The organism is Agromyces sp. PvR057 (assembly GCF_040547485.1).
GTDB lineage: Bacteria > Actinomycetota > Actinomycetes > Actinomycetales > Microbacteriaceae > Agromyces.
In genome coordinates this window covers 1375631-1393774 of sequence record NZ_JBEPPT010000001.1, presented here as the reverse complement: position 1 = coordinate 1393774, position 18144 = coordinate 1375631, and the positions used below count along the sequence as shown (strand labels likewise).

At 69.3% G+C, this 18144-nt stretch carries 12 protein-coding genes and 2 tRNA genes; 5 read left to right on the top strand and 9 right to left on the bottom strand.

Annotation, left to right across the window (positions count from 1 at the left end; all coding sequences use genetic code 11):
- Positions 1-12: 12 nt before the first annotated feature.
- Together ABIC29_RS06275 and ABIC29_RS06270 are read left to right on the top strand one after the other, a co-directional pair.
- Entirely contained in the window at positions 13-945 is a 933-nt protein-coding gene (locus ABIC29_RS06275) for a proline dehydrogenase family protein (protein WP_116081337.1), read from the top strand.
- Positions 946-956: 11 nt separating this feature from the next.
- Positions 957-1643 (top strand): NUDIX domain-containing protein, encoded by a 687-nt coding sequence (locus ABIC29_RS06270; RefSeq protein WP_354243658.1) that lies wholly within the window; start codon positions 957-959, stop codon positions 1641-1643.
- A gap of 292 nt (positions 1644-1935) precedes the next feature.
- Here the strand turns inward: ABIC29_RS06270 and ABIC29_RS06265 are convergent, their stop codons facing one another.
- The 5 genes from ABIC29_RS06265 to ABIC29_RS06245 all read right to left on the bottom strand — a co-directional run bounded on the left by ABIC29_RS06265 (position 1936) and on the right by ABIC29_RS06245 (position 5202).
- A complete protein-coding gene (locus tag ABIC29_RS06265) occupies positions 1936-3108 on the bottom strand; it encodes a low temperature requirement protein A (protein ID WP_354243656.1) in 1173 nt (390 codons plus the stop codon).
- Positions 3109-3354: 246 nt separating this feature from the next.
- Positions 3355-3837: a hypothetical protein gene (locus ABIC29_RS06260; protein ID WP_147309142.1), complete on the bottom strand. Its 483-nt coding sequence runs from the start codon at positions 3835-3837 to the stop codon at positions 3355-3357.
- Positions 3834-4343 (bottom strand): hypothetical protein, encoded by a 510-nt coding sequence (locus ABIC29_RS06255; protein WP_116081333.1) that lies wholly within the window; start codon positions 4341-4343, stop codon positions 3834-3836. Before ABIC29_RS06255 ends, ABIC29_RS06260 begins: the two co-directional genes overlap by 4 nt.
- 454 nt (positions 4344-4797) lie before the next feature.
- A tRNA-Met gene (locus tag ABIC29_RS06250) sits at positions 4798-4874 on the bottom strand.
- Positions 4875-5128: 254 nt separating this feature from the next.
- Positions 5129-5202: transfer RNA gene (locus ABIC29_RS06245), tRNA-Met, on the bottom strand.
- A 335-nt stretch (positions 5203-5537) separates the two neighbouring features.
- On the opposite strand from ABIC29_RS06245, the gene ABIC29_RS06240 reads away from it, so the two are divergent.
- On the top strand, positions 5538-6953 hold the full coding sequence (locus tag ABIC29_RS06240) for a glycoside hydrolase family 18 protein (protein ID WP_354243652.1): 1416 nt from the start codon (positions 5538-5540) through the stop codon (positions 6951-6953).
- 109 nt (positions 6954-7062) lie between these two features.
- Here the strand turns inward: ABIC29_RS06240 and ABIC29_RS06235 are convergent, their stop codons facing one another.
- Positions 7063-9990: a UPF0182 family membrane protein gene (locus tag ABIC29_RS06235; RefSeq protein WP_199471371.1), complete on the bottom strand. Its 2928-nt coding sequence runs from the start codon at positions 9988-9990 to the stop codon at positions 7063-7065.
- Positions 9991-10134: 144 nt separating this feature from the next.
- Positions 10135-11259 carry a YlbL family protein gene (locus ABIC29_RS06230; protein ID WP_354243649.1) on the bottom strand — a complete coding sequence of 375 codons (1125 nt, stop codon included), beginning with the start codon at positions 11257-11259 and terminating at the stop codon, positions 10135-10137.
- A gap of 156 nt (positions 11260-11415) precedes the next feature.
- On the opposite strand from ABIC29_RS06230, the gene ABIC29_RS06225 reads away from it, so the two are divergent.
- Positions 11416-12837, top strand: coding sequence for a zinc-dependent metalloprotease (locus ABIC29_RS06225; protein WP_354243646.1), 1422 nt, complete (start codon positions 11416-11418; stop codon positions 12835-12837).
- A gap of 1045 nt (positions 12838-13882) precedes the next feature.
- Here the strand turns inward: ABIC29_RS06225 and ABIC29_RS06220 are convergent.
- On the bottom strand, positions 13883-15757 hold the full coding sequence (locus ABIC29_RS06220; RefSeq protein ID WP_502915464.1) for an ATP-dependent helicase: 1875 nt from the start codon (positions 15755-15757) through the stop codon (positions 13883-13885).
- Positions 15745-16737 (bottom strand): NAD(+) diphosphatase, encoded by a 993-nt coding sequence (gene nudC, locus ABIC29_RS06215; RefSeq protein ID WP_354243640.1) that lies wholly within the window; start codon positions 16735-16737, stop codon positions 15745-15747. The genes ABIC29_RS06220 and nudC overlap by 13 nt, the downstream gene beginning before the upstream one ends.
- A 96-nt stretch (positions 16738-16833) precedes the next feature.
- Here nudC and ABIC29_RS06210 point away from each other — a divergent pair, with 96 nt between their 5' ends.
- Positions 16834-18069 carry a phosphotransferase gene (locus ABIC29_RS06210; RefSeq protein ID WP_354243638.1) on the top strand — a complete coding sequence of 412 codons (1236 nt, stop codon included), beginning with the start codon at positions 16834-16836 and terminating at the stop codon, positions 18067-18069.
- Positions 18070-18144 lie beyond the last annotated feature (75 nt).

The window sequence follows — 18144 nt, the reverse complement described above, 5'->3', positions numbered from 1 at the left end:
ATCGCAGCGCAGATGGATACGACGATCGCCGCAGAGACGCTTCGCGCTTGGGCGCTGGACGAGCGCGCGCGAGCACACGTGATGGGCGACCCAGTGCTGGCCGACATGGCTCGTCGGGTCGCGGCGAGATATGTCGCCGGAGAAGACATCGACGCAGCCGAGCTCGCAGTGAAGAGTGCTGTCGGCCGCGGACACAACGGAAGCATCGAATTCGCAGGTGAGAGTGTCCGCGACCGGGACGAAGCCATCGCCGCGACGGAGAGGTTCGTGTCTCTCGCGCAGCGCGTCGGAGCCGCCGAGATTCCCTCGACCGTTTCCGGCGACCTGTCGCACATCGGCCTGCTCGTGTCGACGGATCTGGTGCGCGCCAATGCCCTCCGGACAGCGGAGGCGTGCGAAGCAGCTGGCACCGTCTTCATGATCTCCGCCGAGGGATCCGATCGCACGGACGCCGTGCTCGACGTGTACGAGTGGCTCTCCGCCCGTACGAGCAGTGTGGGCATCACGCTCCAAGCTCGACTGCACCGATCAACCGCCGACGTGGATCGTCTTCTCACGCTCCCCGGTCGCATCCGCCTGGTGAAGGGAGCCTTCCTGGAACCATCTGCGGTAGCGCTCGGTCGAGACAGCGGTGAGCTTGCCGTCCGCTACCAGGAGTTGGCCACGCGGATCCTCGCGACCGGACACCCCCTGACGTTGGCCACGCATGACGAGCCCCTGCTGCGCACCATTCTCGGGCAGGTGGCTGAGGCCGCTGCCGTCGAGGTGGAGATGCTGATGGGGCTCGGTGACGACCTTCTCGACAGCCTGCATGCCGAGGGATGGGCTACCCGCGAATACTGCATCTTCGGGGATGGGTGGTGGCTGTACGTCCTCAATCGAATGGCCGAGAGCCCCGAGCGTGTGTTCCGGGCGATCACCGATCTCGGCCCGCTGACACCTTAGGAGCGATCCTCATGGACCGTGCTGCACCAGTCCCTCGCCGCGGGATCGACATTCCGGATCATCGCGGCCGCGTAGGACTTGCCCAGATCGGCTTGGATCTGCGCCGAAATCCGGATGTTGCGGTGCGAAGCGTCGAAGTGACATCCGACGGCTGGCACGTCCTTCGGCGCACAACGTTCGACTACCGCGATCGAAACGGGAACTGGTCCCGGCAGCAGCGGGAGACCTACGACCGCGGCAACGGCGCTGTGATCCTCCTGCACAACACTGATCAACAGACCGTGCTGCTCGGACGGCAGTTTCGCTACCCGGCGTACGTGAACGACCATCCCGACGGAATGCTCATCGAGTGCGCAGCGGGCCTTCTCGAGGGCGATGATCCCGAGTCGGCCATCCGTCGCGAGGCGGAGGAAGAGCTCGGCGTCACGGTGGGAACCGTTACTCCTGTCTTCGAGTCCTACATGAGCCCCGGATCCGTGACGGAGCGTCTGCATTTCTTCGCCGCTCCCTATAGCCCGATCGATCGGCGCCATGCCGGCGGCGGGCTCGCGGAGGAGGGCGAAGACATCGAAGTGCTGGAGATGCCGATCGCCGTCGCGCACACGATGATTCGAGAGGGCAGCATCACCGATGGGAAGACCATCATGCTGATCCAATGGGCCCTGCTCGATGGCCCATTCCGGTCAGCACGCCGGTAGTCAGCATGCCCCGGTCGACGGTGTTCGTCGCCCGCGCCTGATGCCGTGACCGTAGGTGACCGTAGGTGACCGCAGGCGGCCCCAACGGGCCGATGACTGGATGCGCTGAAGAAATCCCCGCGGATCAACAGATCAGCGTCTTCGATTCGATGACCGGCGCGATCAGTGCGCTCTTGGTGCCCGAGGGCAGCCAGTGACCGCCACCCATCGGCAATGCAAAACTGAAGCGCGACCCGAGAAGGTCTGTGGTCGCGCGCGCACTAGTCGAGCTTGTGCGGTAAGTGATCGCTCGTCATCCGCCCGAAGCGGCATTCGCCTGCTCGGTGCGCATGCGGCTTCGGTGCACCTCGGCGAGGCCGATCATCCCGGCGATGAGCAGGACGACGACGGCAACCACGGCCTCCGCGTGGAGCACGCTGGCGAGTGGGACGATCGCCCATGGCAGGGCGACGCCAGCGGTCCCCCAGGTCATGACGTCGCGCCACGGAACGCCGTAGCGAAGGGATTCCGCGACGCTCGCAACGTAGTACAGCGCGATTCCACCCGCGATGCAGACTGCGGCACCGGGAGCCAGGGTATGTCCGGCTTCGGCCACAGCGGTGACGAGTCCAGAGGCGAACAGCGCGATGCCCGAGATCAGGATGAACGGCAGGTACATCACGGCGTCTCGCAGCGCCCCGATGCGGCCGGCCGACTGGAGCCTACGCAAACCGACTTCCGCCGAACCGGAGGCATAGCGGAAGAACACCCATGCGAGCATCGCGATGGCGAGGAACACAAGAACCGCGGTCACGCCCGAAGCGAGCGTCCAGTGCGCGTCGAGCTCCGCGATGGTCGCCAAGATCGACTCCCCGAAGACGATGACGACGAGAAGGCTGACCCGCTCGAGCAGGTGATCCACATCGAGGGAGCGTTGCAACCACGTCGCCTGACCTCCGAGGGACGCAATCAGCGCGACCTCGACAGCGATCGCGATCGCCCACAACACGTACAGCGCGGGCGGGGGAACGACCGCCGAGACCAGCCAGAGCGCAGCGGGAAGTCCGCTGAAGAGGATCGGGCGCCACAACGGCATTCCGATGGTGCGCCTCTTCGCCAGCCACGGGAGCATCCAGACGAGGCGGATGACGGCGTTCCCGACCGCGAAGGCCCATGCTCTCTCGGTGAGTGCCTCGGGAACCGCGGCCGCCATCACTCCAATTGCGATCGTCGCGACCGTGACAGCGGCCCAGAGCCGCGGCGTGATGCGAGCACCGAAAAGGTTGAGTGTGAGTGTCATGTTCACCCATGCCCACCACGCCGGCGCGAACAGCACGAAGAACACAAGCGCTTGGGCCCAGCCCGGGTCGCCATGCATCAGGTGGGCGACCTGCCCGATGTAGCCGACCATGACGAGGTCGAAGAACAACTCGAGCCAATGCACACGACGCCCACCGGGCATGTCGACTTCGGATCCCTCGCTCACGCCGTCAGCCTACGACCGGACGTGGTCACGCCCCGCAGATTTCGGGATCTCCTCTAGGAGGCCTCTTGCCCTCGGTCGGGTTGAAGGTATTGAACCTGGTCACCCAGATCCCAGCCGGCCGTGGACCCTACTCAGCCTCGCCACTGTTGGGCGCAACGGCCGCGATCCATCGTCGGTTTCAGCGTCTGACGCACGACACGACGTCGTCCACTTCATCGAGTCGCCAACGGCAATGCGAGTGACGTCTTATCGATCCATTCGTTCGGGATGCCGTGACGAACGTCTGAGGTTGGCGAGTGCGATCGGCCGTCGGCACGGAATGGCGATCAGATCGCCGGGCTCGACGTCGGCCGGCAGTCGGGCGAGGAGCGCATCTGCGCCGTGCGGTCGGAGCTCGACCCACCGGCGTCTCGCGCGGCTTCGTCGTCCGAGGAGTCGCGTGCAACCCGCGACGGGCTCGGCGTGATGCAACTCGGCGTCCACCCAGATCTCGGTGGTTCCGTTCGGATTCCGGATGAGTGCATCGATCCGGGCGACGATGACGGAGGCCATCCCGTGGTCGGCTTCGGCGTTGCGCACGCACGGGGTTCCGTGCTGGTCGGCGGCGTGCAGCATCGATACATCCGCGATCACCACATCGACTCCAGGGAAGGCGGTGTGATGCGGCCACGCCCGGTGAACCACGGTGCTCTGCAACTGGTGCCGAAGCCAGTGGGCCGGGCGGGTCACCGGCCGCACCTCCCGTAGGGCTCGCCGTCGTTCGAGCGGAGGTCGTGGAGGGTGGCCACGTCGGTGCAGGGGATCGCGAGCAGGTCGCCGACGACGAGGTCCGCGGGCAGGACTGTCGAGAGTCCACGGGCGCCGAGCAGCGTGGGCGTCGAATGGGCAGTCGAGATTCGAGCGATGAGTCGCGCATCCATGGGAAGCACGTCGACATTCGTCAGGTCGGCGTCGAGTTGCAGGAGGCGAACGCCGGCTCGGTCGTCGATCCGGGTCACCCGGGTGACGACGACTGACACGGTCTCATCCTGTGACGCATGTCCGCCGGTGCCCGGCACGATCGCTGCGGCGGTGTGCACGCACGGTGTTCCGCAGACCTGGGCGAGGCGGTGCAGCGAAACCGCCGCGATCACGACATCGTCGAGCCGGGCGGCCGTGCGCGCCGGCCAATGCCGGGCGACGATCGGATCCGGGATCACTCGGCGCATGGACGGGATGATGGTGGTCAGGGTCATGCATCCGGTCTACCTGCGGTCACACTCGGTCGGACCGATGCTCACGAGATCCGAACGGCGTTCTCTCGTCCCCTCACGCGCTCCATGCGGACGGCCAGGCGGTGAAACCCGTAGCCCGGCCCGTTCGCTTCGCAGACCGGAGCGTGAAACGGAGTCGCTCCCCCGGCAGCCGCCCCACCCACAGCAACGACCGAAGGACCTCATGTCCCCTCGCTCCGCGTATAAAGCAAAAAACGTATAAACGCGCACCACAACCGCGTACCGGACTCTTCAGCCTGCCCACAGGGCGGGCCTTTCGTCGTTAACCGAGCCCGATGGCCGGCTCTACGCCGCGCCAGGCGGCAACAAGAGCCCCATCACGGCAAAAAGAAAGAGGCCGTGACCAGATTTCTCTGGTCACGGCCTCTTCTGCACCATTTTCCGAAGATCAGAAGCTGATTCTCCGATGGCGCCCTGGTTGCGGGGGCAGGATTTGAACCTACGACCTCTGGGTTATGAGCCCAGCGAGCTACCGAACTGCTCCACCCCGCGCCGTTGGCCCTGAGATCAGGACCTCCGCCGAAGCTGGTGATCTGGCTGAATGCTCCGGATCAGGTCTTCGTTGCGCTTGTTCCAGTATACGCGTTCGGAGAGCCGTCTCAGACCACGCACGTCGCCTCGCGGACCTCGACGGCGCTCGCCGCCCGCGCCGCGCGGTCACGCACGCGGCACCGGAAACGCAGAAGAGGCCGGAATCGAATTGCTTCGATCCCGGCCTCTTCTTCGCGATATTCGTACCGCTTCGGTTGCGGGGGCAGGATTTGAACCTACGACCTCTGGGTTATGAGCCCAGCGAGCTACCGAACTGCTCCACCCCGCGGCACAAGAGATAAACCTAGCATGGCTCTCGAGGGCTCACAAATCGAGGCAGGAACCGCAGCCGCTCGCGCCGCAGCAGGACCGCTCAGGAGGCCGCGCGTCGGCACCGACACGACGTGCGCTGCCGTTGAGCGCGCGCCCGCGGCGCCGCCCGTGTTGCAGCATGTGCACGAACCTGTGCATCCGCTATGGAGGCTCGACACTCGCACGAGCATTCCGTTGGGGTTCCCCCAGTTTTTGTCAGGAGTCCTTCTAAACTCCATCCCGACGTTGGTAGCGTCACGGCAATCGCACGCGCGTCGTGCCGTGCGGGCACACCGATCGATGAGGATTCACATGCCGAAGCGTCACCTGATCAGAGCCGCGGTGCTCGCCGTCGCCGCGACCGCGCTCGTCGCGACCTCCGCCGTCTCCCCCGCCCTCGCCACGGGCGGCGATGACCCAGGCGACCGCGGCAGCCACAGCCGCGACCGCGACCATCACAAGGACAAGCGCAAGCACCCGCGTTCCGCCGGCCCGGAGGACATCAACGGGTACCGTGCCGTGGGTTACCTCATGGCCGACACCCCCGTGACGCGCGACTACCAGATCGAGGACCTGTTCACGACGGGCGCGATCGAGGACGTCACGCACCTCAACTACGCGTTCGGCAACGTCACGTCGAACCTGACGTGCGAGATCACGAACACCCCCGGTGAGGGCGAGGCGCAGAACGACTACCTCCGCCTCGTCTCGGCGGCCGATTCCGTCGACGGCAAGAAGGACTCGAAGAACCAGCGACTCGCGGGCAACTTCAACCAACTGCGCAAACTGAAGGAGAAGAGCCCAGACACGAAGATCCTCATCTCGCTCGGCGGCTGGACCTGGTCCGACAACTTCGCCGCGGCGGCCGCGACAGCCGAGAGCCGGGCGAAGCTCGTGTCGAGCTGCATCGACGTCTACCTCGAGGGCAACCTGCCGGTCGTCGGCAAGCAGGGCGGCAAGGGGGTCGCGAAGGGCATCTTCGACGGCATCGACATCGACTGGGAATGGCCGGTCACCGGCGGCGAGGTACCGAGCACGAGTCCCGACCCGTCGGTCGACAAGGCGAACTTCCTCGCGCTCATGGAGGAGTTCCGCACCCAGCTCGACGCCTACGGCAAGAAGACCCATCAGCACCACCTGCTGACGGCGTTCGCACCGGCGGGCGGCTGGAACGCCGGACAGGGCGGATGGCTCGACCCCCGACTGTTCGCCTCCGTCGACTTCCTCAACGTTCAGGGCTACGACTTCCACGGCGGCTGGGTTCCGACGAAGACCGGACACCAGGGCAACCTGCACCCCGACGGCACCGAGAACTGGGGCCTCGGGCTCGACGGCGCGGTCGGCATGTACCTGAACGCCGGAGCCGCGCCAGAGCAGCTGAACGCGGGCCTCGCGGCCTACGGCACCGGCTGGACCGGCGTCACCGTCGGCGACGACGCCTGGCAACCCGCGACCGGATGGATCGGCACCAAGCCCTACTACGACCTGCGCGAGGTCGGCACGGGATACTTCGATCCCGCCGTCGGCGCCTCCTGGCGCTACGACGCCGCCACTGGCGGCTGGTGGAGTCTGGACGACCCGACGTCGGTCACCGCGAAGGCCGAATGGCTGACGCAGGCAGGCTACGGCGGTGCGATGTGGTGGGACCTCTCGGGCGACTACCGCAACGAGCTCGGCGACTCGCTGGGCGATGCCCTGCGCAGCGCGCCGGAAGGGCCGCTCGACTGAGCCGGCCCGGGCGGCACTGAGCCCGCAGCTCCGACGACCGATGGCCGGCAGGATCTCTCCTGCCGGCCATCGTCCGTCCTGCGGGAGCGGGCTTCGGGCCCGCCTGCGATCACTCGCCGTTCGTGAGGGCGAGCATCTTCGCGATCGTCTCGGCGAGCTGGGCGTCGGCCGCACCGTAGGCCGCCCAGTCGCCGTCGGCCAGCGCCGCCTGCTTCGCCTTCAGGAATCCGGAGGCGTCGCGGAGCAGCTGCTGGAACTCGGGACTCGTCGCCGCAGAGCCGTCGGTCGAGCCGCCGGTGGACCCGTCGCCCTCGCCCTCCGCAGGCGTCTCGGGCGGCGCGTTCGGATCCACCTCGTTGTCACCGGCGTCCGCTCCGGAATCACCGCCGAAGAGCACGTCGAGTGCGAGATCGAGGGTGTCCTGGAAGGCGATGTCGTCGCCGAAGGCGACGAGCACCTTCTGCAGCAGCGGATAGCTCGTGTTGCCGGTCGACTTCACGAAGACCGGTTGCACGTAGAGCAGTCCGCCACCCACGGGCACCGTGAGCAGGTTGCCGTTGATCACGTCGGACTGACCCTGCTTCAGCAGGTTCAACGACTGCGACACGGTCGGGTCGGAGTTGAACGTCGCCTGCACCTGTCCGGGGCCGGGCACGTTGTCGTCTTCCGGTAGGGTCAGCAGCCTCAACTTGCCGTACCCGTCTGACCGCTTGCCGTCGGTGCTGCCGGCATCGGCGTCGACCGCGAGGTACCCGCGGAGCACGTTGCGGCTCTGGTCGCCCCGCGCCTCGGGAATGAAGGTCGAGTAGAGCGAGTACGAAGGTGCGTCCTGGCCCGGCATCTGCATCGTCAGGTAGTACGGCGGCTGCAGCAGGGTCGTGTTGGCGCCCTCGGTCGGCTCCTTCGGGGTCGTCCAGGCGTCTTCGCGCGAGTAGAACGCACCCGCGTCGGTCACGTGGTACCGCCCGAGTACGGCGCGCTGCATCTTGAACATGTCGGCCGGATAGCGCACGTGGGCCATCAGGTCGCCCGACATGTCGCTCATCGGCTTGATCGTCGCCGGGAAGACCTTCTGCCAGGTCTTCAGGATCGGATCCTCGTCGTCCCACGCGTACAGCGTGACCGAGCCGTCGTAGGCATCGACCGTCGCCTTGACCGAGTTGCGGATGTAGTTGACCTCGTCGAACGGCAGGGTCTGCGGCAGCCCCTCGCTGTCGGCGATCGCCTCGCTCATGCTGACCTTGTTCGAGTACGGGTACTGGTCGGTCAGCGTGTAGGCGTCGACGATCCAGACCACTCGACCGTCGACGACCGACGGGTACGCGTCGGAGTCCGGCGTCAGGTATGGGGCCACCTTGCGCACGCGCTCGATCGGGTCGCGGTCGTAGAGGATCTGCGACGACGTGTTCACGGCGTCGGAGAGGAAGATCTGCTCGGACTGGAACTTGAGCGCGTAGACGAGCTTCGTGAACACGTTGTCGAGCTTCGGTCCGCCGTCGCCCTCGAACGTGGTCTGGGTCTGCTCGTCGTTCTCGCCGCCGGCGGGATAGTCGAGCTCGACGGGCTTCGTGTCTTCGGGGGCGCCGACGATCGAGTAGTCGGGCGACGTCTCGCCGAAGTAGACCCGCGGTTCGAACTCGCCGAGGTCACCGGTCGACGGGATGCCGGACTGCACGAACACCGGCTGGCCGCCGGCCGACCGCTGATTGCCGGCCGCCGCCACCATGCCGTAGCCGTGCGTGTAGACGATGTGGGAGTTGTACCAGGTCTCGGCGTCGCCGAGGCCCGACAGGTCGAGGTCTCGGACCGCGACGACGGTGTCCTGCGTCTGGCCGTCGATCTCGTACCGGTCGACGTCGAGCGAGTCGGGGAACTGGTAGTACTGGCGGAACTGCTCGAGCTGCCGGAAGGCCGGGCTGATCACGAGCGGGTCCATGAGGCGGATGTTCGCCGTGGTCTCGGCATCTGCGCGGAGCGCGCCGGGCTCCGCCGTGGTCTGGGCCTCGAACGGGATCTCCTCGGTGTCGGCGACGCCGTAGGCGTCGCGCGTGAGGTCGATGTTGCGTTGGATGTACTCGGCCTCGAGGGTTCGGGGGCTCGGGTCGACCTGGAACCGCTGCACGACCCACGGGTAGAGCGAGCCGATGAGCAGGCTCGACACGACCAGCAGCGCGATGCCGACGAGCGGCAGCCGCCAGCGGCCGACGACGGCCGTCACGACGAACAGGACGGCCACGATCGCCGCCGCGACGGCGAGGATCTGGCGGCCCGGGATGACGGCGTGCACGTCGGTGTACGCGGCACCCGTGATGAGCGAACCCGTCTCGGTGACGGTGGCGTACTGGTCGAGCCAGATGCTGACGCCCTGCAGGAGCAGGTAGAGGCCGGCGGTGAGCGCGATCTGCACGCGCGCCGACTTGGAGATGACGACCTCGCGGCCGCTCACCCGGATCGCGCCGTAGAGGTAGTTGGTCGCGGCGACGAGCAGCAGCGAGAGCAGCACGACCGCCGACGCGAAGCCGACGATCGAGCGGTAGAACGGCAGTTCGAACACGTAGAACCCGAGGTCGAACCCGAACTGCGGGTCGGTCGAGCCGAACGGCGTGCGGTTCAACCAGGTCAGGGTGAGGTCCCAACGGCTCGACGTCGAGACGCCGGCGAAGATGCCGAGCACGACGGGGATGCCGTACATCGCGAGGCGACGCAGCGGTTCGAAGACCTCTTGGTAGCGGTCGAGCTGGGAATTGAACTTCGCGTAGACGGGGCGCGTGCGGTAGGCGATCTGGATCGACGCCCACACCGGCACGGCCATCGCGAGGAACCCGATGACGAAGAGCACCGTGCGTGCGACCCACTGCGTGGTGAGCACCTCGAGGAACCCGAGCTGGTCGTACCAGAGCACGTCGGCGTAGAGGCCGGTGAAGACGAAGAATGCGATCACCAGCACGGCCAACACCCCGATCGTCAGGGCGATCGGCGCACGACGGCGCGAAATCCTCGGTTCTTGCGGCTGTGCTGCTGACACTCTCTGCCTCATGTTCGGTCGCGACGGGATCGAACCTCCATCCTACGTTCGCAGAACCGGGCAGCGGCCGCGAGAACGGCGCCCTCGGCTGGGAACTTCGTAACAAAACCGGAGGGGTGGATGCCGCGTGCCGCATGTATCGGCCGCGCGCGCCGTTCAGGAGGTCGAGCAGGTGGCGAAGTCGCCCATGTCGGCTCCCTCGCCGGCGGCCTCGACGATCGCACGGGCCTGGTCGAGGGTCTCGACGGCGAACACGTCGAGCCCGTCGGGAACGTTGCCGACGACCTCGTCGCAGTTCGACTCGGGCGCGAGGAAGACGGTGGCACCGGCATCCTTCGCCCCCCAGAGCTTCTGCCGGATGCCGCCGATCGGACCGACCGCGCCCGGGGCGTCGATCGTGCCCGTTCCGGCGATGATCTCACCGCCGGTCATGGCGCCGGGGGTCAACTCGTCGACGATGCCGAGCGCGAACATCATGCCGGCGCTCGGCCCTCCGACGTCGTCGAGCTGCAACTCGACGTCGATCGGGAACTCGTAGACCATGCGCACGCCCACCCCGAGCACGAACACGCCGCCGTTGTCGCTCGGCGTGACCTCGACCGTGACCTCCTCGCCGCCGCGCAGCACCAGGATCTCGGCGGGCTCGTCGCCGCCGTTCTGCTGCACGGCCGCGCGCAGCTCGTCGATCGAGAACACCTCGACCCCGTTGACCTGCTCGATGACGTCGTCGTCCTCGAGCACGCCCTCGGCCGGACTGCCCTCCGCCACGCCCGAGACGGTGACGTCGCGGGGGAAGTCGTACCCGAGCTCGACGAGCGCCGCCGCGATCGCGTCCTGCTGCGAGTCGACCATGGCGGCCGCGTTCTGCGCGTCGCGGTCCTCGTCGGTGACGCCCGCCGGGAAGATCGACTCGACGGGGATGACGGACTGCTTCCGATCGAACCAGGCGGTCATGACCTCGAACCAGCTCGGCGTCGCACCTGGACGGCCGACGACCGACACGGTCAGCAGGTTCAGCTCGCCCTCGGTGGGATAGGTCGTCTCGTCGGGGATCGCGATGAGCGGGATCTCCTCGCCGTCGTGCTCCGCCGTGCCGAGCGTGTCGTACACGGGGCCGGGTCGCTCGATCACGTAGGGCGAGGGCAGCAGCGCGAAGATGACGGCGACGACGACCGCGACCACGGCGGCCCAGCCGCCGAACCGCTCCCGGAAGGAGCGGGGCGCGCTGCTCCGGGGCGGCGCGTCGAGGCTCGGCGAGGGGTCATCGGCGAAGAGTGCCATCGGTGCTTCCTTCCGGACGGTGCAGACGCCGAGATCGCCGGGCAGTCGCCTGTTCGCGACGGGCGGACACCGGGAACGCCCAGCTTAAGCCATTTCCCAGCATGGCGTCCGCACCACGGCGCTACGGTGGAGAGAACTTGACAGGAGGTGGCTCACGTGGCCGATCGGGACGACGAGCCGGGCGACAAGAACTCCGAGGAGGAGTTCCGCGAACTGCTGCGCAACCTCCTCTCGGGCGGGGGCGGCATCGACCCGACCCAGCTGGCGGGCGCCGCAGGGCTGCCGAACGATCCCGCGAGCGTGGCCGCGCTGTTCAGCCAGCTCCAGCAGGCCATGAACACCGCCGACGACGGCATCGACTGGAGCGCCGCGCTTCGCCAGGGCGAGCAGCGCGCGGCATCCGCGCAGGTTCAGGTCACCGACGAGGAGCGCGCACGCCTCGACCAGGCACTGCAGGTCGCGTCGCTCTGGCTCGACGAGGCCGTCGAGTTCGGCCGCCTGCCCGACTCCCCCGAGCTGCTCACGCGCCGCGGCTGGGTCGCCGCGACCATGCCGATCTGGACCCAGCTCGCCGAGCCCGTCGCGCTCAGCATCGCCGACGCGCTCACCCGCGTCATGCGCGAGCAGGCGCCTGAGGAGATGCAGTCGATGATCGCCGGGGCGAGCAAGCTCATGCGCGGCATCGGCGGTGCGATGTTCGCCATGCAGCTCGGCCAGGTCGTCGGGCAGCTCGCATCCGAGGTCGTCTCGGGCGGCGACGTCGGCATCCCGCTACAGGCCGACGGCCGCGCGGCGCTCATCCCGCAGAACGTCGCCGAGTTCGGCGCCGACCTCGACATCCCGTCGACCGAGATCGAGCTCTACCTCGCCGTGCGCGAGCTCGCCCACGCCCGGCTCTTCCGCCACGCGCGCTGGCTTCGGCTCAACCTCATCAGCGCGATCACCGCCTATGCGCGCGGCATCGAGATCGACACCGAGCGACTCGAACGCCTCGCCGACGGCTTCGACCCGTCGAACACCGAGGAGCTGCGTCGCGCCGTCGAGTCCGGCGCGCTGATCAGCGCCAAGAGCGAGGCGCAGCAGGACGCGCTCGACCGGCTCGAGACGCTGCTCGCACTCATCGAGGGCTGGGTCGACCAGGCCACGGCCGACGCGACGAGCCGCCTGCCGAAGTCCGACGCGATCGCCGAGACGATCCGCCGCCGCCGTGCCACGGGCGGCCCTGCGGAGTCCGCGTTCGCGACGCTCGTGGGACTCGAGCTGCGGCCGCGCCGCATGCGCGAGGCCGCGGCGATGTGGCGGGCCGTCACCGACGCCGTCGGCATCGAGCAGCGCGATGCGCTCTGGGCGCACCCCGACATCCTGCCGACCAGCGAAGACCTCGACGACCCGAGCCGGCTCATCGCTCGACTCACGGGCGCCGAGTCGGCGACGACCGAGGCCGACGACGAGTTCGACCAGGCCCTCGAGGCCCTGCTGCGCGGTGAGACGCCCGCGGCGCCCGGCGAGGGCGGCGATGCGCCCGGGGCGTCCGGTGAGACGGGCGACGAGCCCGACGACGGGCCCTCGCCGGTCTGACCGAAGCACCTCCGAACGGACCGCGAGCCTCTTCCCGGTCGAGTTCGGGCGTGAGGTCCACGTTCTCAGGACCACGTCGGTCATGGTCGCATATTGCACGCATGATCGATCTGGTCCTGAATAGGTGCGTCGGCCGCCTGTGGACGGATGCCGCGACGCCCGCGCCTGATCCGGCATGCTCGCCGCATGACCCTCAGGTTGGATCCCGCACTCCCCCTCGTCTGGCGCACCGCTGAAGACCTGCAGGTCGGTGCCGCCACGCCCGTCGCCGTGTTCGAGCGCGCCGGCGACGTCGAGGCCGGACTCATCGCCGCGCTCCGGCACGGGGTCAGCCGCTCGACGCTCGTCTCGATCGGCTCCGGCCTCGGTGCGACGCCCGAGCGCGTGCACGAGTTCGTCCGACGGCTTGCTGCGGGGCTCGTCGACGCATCGCCGAACCCGACGTCGGGCGCGCAGGACGCAGCGTCGGTCCGCGCCGCGCGTCCTGCGAGACCGGAGCGAGCGGATGCCGCGGCCGCCCGTCCGCGCATCGTCGGCCTCGACGGCTCCGGCCCGATCGCCGACCTGCTGGCCGCGAACCTCGCATTCCTCGGTCACGAGGTGCTGCCGCTCGCCCCCCGCACACTCGACGTGCGCGCCCCCGATCCCGCTCGGGCCGAGCCCGACCTCGTCGTCATCGTCGCCGCGTGGGCCGTCACCCCCGCGCGCCACCTGCCGTGGCTCCGCCGCGACCTGCCGCACCTCGCCGTCGTCAGCGACGACGCCGGCATCCGCGTGGGCCCCTTCGTCGAACCGGGCCGCGGACCGTGCCTGCGCTGCCTCGACCTCTCGGCGAGGGATGCGGATGCCGCCTGGCCGGTCATCGCCGCGCAGCTCGCCGGTCGCCCGGCGCCTGCCGACCCGCCGCGCCTTCGATTCGACGCCGCGGCGCTCGCGGCCGCCGCGGTCGACGCCAGGCTCGGCGCGGCGCCACACGATGCGGAGCTCGACGGAGGGCTCGCGGAACGCACGGGGGCAGACACCGTGCGCCTGGCGGCGGCATCCGTCAGCTTCGACCGGCGTGGCTCCGTCGGCCGCCGTCGCGAGCATGCGGAGCATCCGTCGTGCGGGTGCCGAGCTCCTGCAGGAATCGCGATTGCTCACGCACTGCCCGTTGCTGCCCGCCGAGCCGCGCCCAGCTCAGCGACAGCCGCCGCCGTGCCCGCGTGACGCCGACGTAGAACAGGCGGCGCTCCTCGTCGATCGCGTCGAGCCCCTTCGCGTAGGCGATCGGGAGCATGCCCTCGGTCAGCCCGACGATGTGCACCTCGTCCCATTCGAGGCCCTTGGCGGAGTGGAGCGTCGCCAGCGTCACGGCCTGCACGGTCGGCTCGTGCTGCGCCTCGGCGCGAGCCCGCAGGTCGTCGGCGAATGCACGGAACGTCGTGCCCGCCGGCGCATCGTCGACCAGGCGGGCGAGCGCGTTCAGCGACTCCCATCGCCCGCGCACCGCACCGGGTCCGTCCGGTGCCTGTGCGGTCCACCCGAGCGAGCGCAACACGTCGCTCACCGATTTGAACAGCGGTTCGTTCGCGATCGTGAGCGCCGCCGCGCGCAGTGCCTGCACGGCCTGACGCACCTCGGGCTGGTCGAAGAAGCGCACGTTTCCGCGGATGCGCGATGCCACGCCGACCTCGTCGAGGGCGTGCTCGAGCATCGCCGACTGCGAGTTCACGCGCATGAGCACGGCGATCTGCTCGGGCGCCGCGCCGGTGTCGATGCGGTTGCGGATCGCGGTCGCGACGCCGCGAGCCTCGGCGAGCTCATCGGCGTACGAGGTGATCACGGGTTCCTCGCCACGCGGCCGCGGGGCCGAGGAGCGCGCCGCCGCGACATCCGGAACAGCGCTCGACGACGAGCCCACCCCGGTCTCGATCGGCTCGGCATCGCCCGGCGCCCCCTCGCCCCGCGCCGTCGCCGGCGACTCCGCCGCGGCTGCGCGGAGCTGCAGTGCGCCGTTGCGCCCGCGCATGAGCCGGTTCGCGGCCTCGACGATCGGCTCGGTCGAACGGTAGTTGCGCTCGAGGCGCACGACCGTGGCATCCGAGAACCGGCGCTCGAAGCCGAGCAGGTACTCGGGCGTCGCGCCCGCGAACGAGTAGATCGTCTGGCTCGCGTCGCCCACCACGCAGAGCTCGCTGCGATCGCCCAGCCAGAGGTCGAGCAGGTGCTGCTGCGCCGGCGAGACGTCCTGGTACTCGTCGACGACGAAGTGCCGGTAGCTCTCGTGCACCTGCATGGCGACGGATGCCTCGGCCTCGACCATGCCGGAGGTGGCGAGCAGCACGTCCTCGAAGTCGAGCTGGCGCCGCTCGTCCTTGATGCGCTCGTAGGCGGCGACGAGGTCGCGGAACTGGTCGGCGTCGAGCGACCCCGGCGCTCCCCGAACAGCCAGACGGGCCTCGTAGGCCTCTGGCGTGAGCAGTCCGACCTTTCGCCACTCGATCTCGGAGGCCACGTCGCGAAGGGTCGGCTGGTCGACGCGCAGCCGGATCGAATCCGCGGCGGCCCCCAGCAGCCGGCCCTTGTACTCGAGCACGCGTGGGGCGGTGCCGCCGACGACGAGCGGCCAGAAGTGGTTGAGCTGCGCGAGGGCTGCGGCGTGGAACGTACGCACCGGAACCCCGCCCGCGCCGAGCATGCGCAGGCGCTCGCGCAGCTCCGCGGCGGCACGCGACGTGAACGTCAGGGCCATGACGCGCGCCGGATCGTAGGTGCCGCTCGCCACCCCGTACGCGATGCGGTGCGTGATCGCGCGGGTCTTGCCCGTTCCGGCGCCGGCGAGGATGCACACCGGTCCGAGCAGCGCCTCGGCCGCGACGCGCTGCTCGTCGTCGAGATCGGCGAGCAGTGGGTCGGATGCCGCGCTCACGCGCCCCAGCCCTGCGGCGAGGACTCGATCGGACCGCCGTACCACTGCTCGAGCATCCACCCCGCGATCGAGGTCCGACCGGGGAACCCGACCTCGGGCAGCGAGGCCGCGAGCTCGTCGCGGCTGAACCAGCGCAATTCGAGGATCTCCTCGCCGTCGGGCGCGACGGCGGCAGCGGCCTCGGCCGAGACGGCGCGCGCCGTGAAGCCCAGCATCAGGCTCGCGGGGAACGGCCACGGCTGCGACGCCACGTATTCGACGTCGACGACCTCGAGCCCCGCCTCTTCGCCGACCTCGCGCACGACTGCGGATTCGAGCGACTCCCCCGGCTCGACGAATCCGGCCAGCAGGGAGAACCGGTTGGACTGCCACATCGCGTTCGAACCCAGCAGCACCCGGTCCTCGGAATCGGTCACGAGCACGATGACCGCCGCATCGGTGCGAGGGAACACCTGGCCGCCGTCGTTCGTGCACCGGCGCGACCAACCGGCCTCGATCGGCTCGGTCGGTGCCCCGCACCGCGGGCAGAACCCACTCGAACGGTGCCAGTTGACGATCGCGGTGGCCTGCGTGAAGAGGCCGGAGTCGCGATCGGAGAGTATCGGCGCAGCTTGGCGCAGGCCGACCCACCTGGCCTCCTCGGGCTCGAGCAGCGCCGCGGCCTCGGCGTCGATCACCCAGGCCTCGATCGGCGAGCCCGCCACCGCGGCGCCCTCGTCGTCGAGGGCGCGACCGAGGTAGCAGCGCAGCGATGCCGGCTCGAGGCCGGCTGCAGCCAGGGCCGACGAGATGTCCGAGGGCCGGCGCAGGTCGAGCACGGGCGACACGGCCTCGACCCGTTCGGTGAGCAGCGCGCGGCCGTCGTGCAGGAGCAGCACCCGCGCGTCGACATCGACGTCGAACCGCTCCCCGCGATCGGCGGACGCCCGGCCGATGCCGTCTCGATCGAGGCGCGCACGAGCGAGGGGCGGGGGTGTCGATTCGCGCACGGCGCCTCTTTCTCGCGTCTCTCGCGTCGGGACGGAGTCGGCGGCAAGGCGTGGCGCTCGCCGCGGCAACCGAGTCACCTGCTTAAGCTGTTGGCCATGGCCAGACCCACTCTCACTCTAGCCGCGTTGGCCACGGCGGCGGTCCCGGGCCTCGAGGTCACCGCAGCCCGTGCCCACACCAGACGCTCAGGCGGCGACTTCGATGCCGTCGAGCTGCGCGCCGCCGACGGCAGGACCCTGCTCATCCGCACGCCCCGTACGCAGAGCGCCGAGACCGAGCAGTCGGCGGACCTCGTCGCGCTCAGGGCGATGACCACGGGCATCCGCTCGCGACTGCCCTTCGCGGTGCCCGAGTTCGTCGGACAGGCGCCCATCGACGGCACGCGAGCGATCGTCACCGAGTTCCTGCCGGGGCACGTGCTGACCGCAGACGACCTCACCGCGCACGACCGGATCGCCGAGTCGGTCGGCACGTCGATCGCGGCGATCCACTCGCTGCCCTCCGGATTCGTCGGCGACGCCGGACTGCCGCGCGAGAGCGACGGCGAAGCCCGCGACGCGGTCGTCGAGCTCATCGGCCGCGCCTCCGACACCGGACACCTGCCCGCCGCGCTGCTGCGTCGCTGGGAGGAGGCCACCGATGACGAGTCGCTCTGGCGATTCCGGTCGACGGTCGTCAACGGCGCGCTCACGTCGGACTCCTTCGTCGTCGACGACGAGCGCATCGCGGCGGTCATCGGATGGTCCGCGCTCGCGGTCGGCGATCCGGCGCGCGACCTGCACTGGCTGCTGACGTCGCGCGGGCCCTCCGCCGAGCGCGCACTCGAGGCCTACGTCGTGGGGCGGAGCGGTGGCGCGGACGCCGCGCTCCCGCAACGCGCGATGCTCTACGGCGAACTCGAACTCGCCCGCTGGCTGCTGCACGGCGTCGAGCTGCGCGACGAGTCGATCATCGACGATGCCGTCTCGATGCTCGACGATCTCGTCGCGAGCGTGCACGATCGCACGACCGAGACGCTCTCGCACCACACGGGCCCGATCCTCACGGTCGACGGCGTCGAACGCCTGCTCGACGAGACGCCGCGCACCGCGTCGGGCCGCGACGCCTCGGGGCGGGAGCAGTCGTCGGCGTTGCTGACCGACAGCTACGAATTCTCGGAGTTCGAGTTGAGCGAACGCGGCGAACGCGCCCAGCCGCCGGCCGATGCGACCGCGCCGATCCCGCTGGACCTCAGCGACTGGGGCGACGCGGCTCCCGAGGCCGATTCGAGCGCTGCCACTCCGGCCGACGCGGAATCCGACGACCGCCGGATCGGACGCACCGGATCCTGAGGAGCGCCGGCGACCGCCGCGGACCCCGCCGGTCGGCCGACCGCGCCGGAGCGAACTCGCCGGAGCCGGACACGC

Bases quoted from the DNA above. Each gene is read 5' to 3' on its own strand.
- ABIC29_RS06275 (WP_116081337.1), top strand. From the start codon at position 13: ATGGATACGACGATCGCCGCAGAGACGCTTCGCGCTTGGGCGCTGGAC.
- ABIC29_RS06270 (WP_354243658.1), top strand. From the start codon at position 957: ATGGACCGTGCTGCACCAGTCCCTCGCCGCGGGATCGACATTCCGGAT.
- ABIC29_RS06255 (WP_116081333.1), bottom strand. From the start codon at position 4,343: ATGACCCTGACCACCATCATCCCGTCCATGCGCCGAGTGATCCCGGAT.
- ABIC29_RS06240 (WP_354243652.1), top strand. From the start codon at position 5,538: ATGCCGAAGCGTCACCTGATCAGAGCCGCGGTGCTCGCCGTCGCCGCG.
- ABIC29_RS06235 (WP_199471371.1), bottom strand. From the start codon at position 9,990: ATGAGGCAGAGAGTGTCAGCAGCACAGCCGCAAGAACCGAGGATTTCG.
- ABIC29_RS06230 (WP_354243649.1), bottom strand. From the start codon at position 11,259: ATGGCACTCTTCGCCGATGACCCCTCGCCGAGCCTCGACGCGCCGCCC.
- ABIC29_RS06210 (WP_354243638.1), top strand. From the start codon at position 16,834: ATGGCCAGACCCACTCTCACTCTAGCCGCGTTGGCCACGGCGGCGGTC.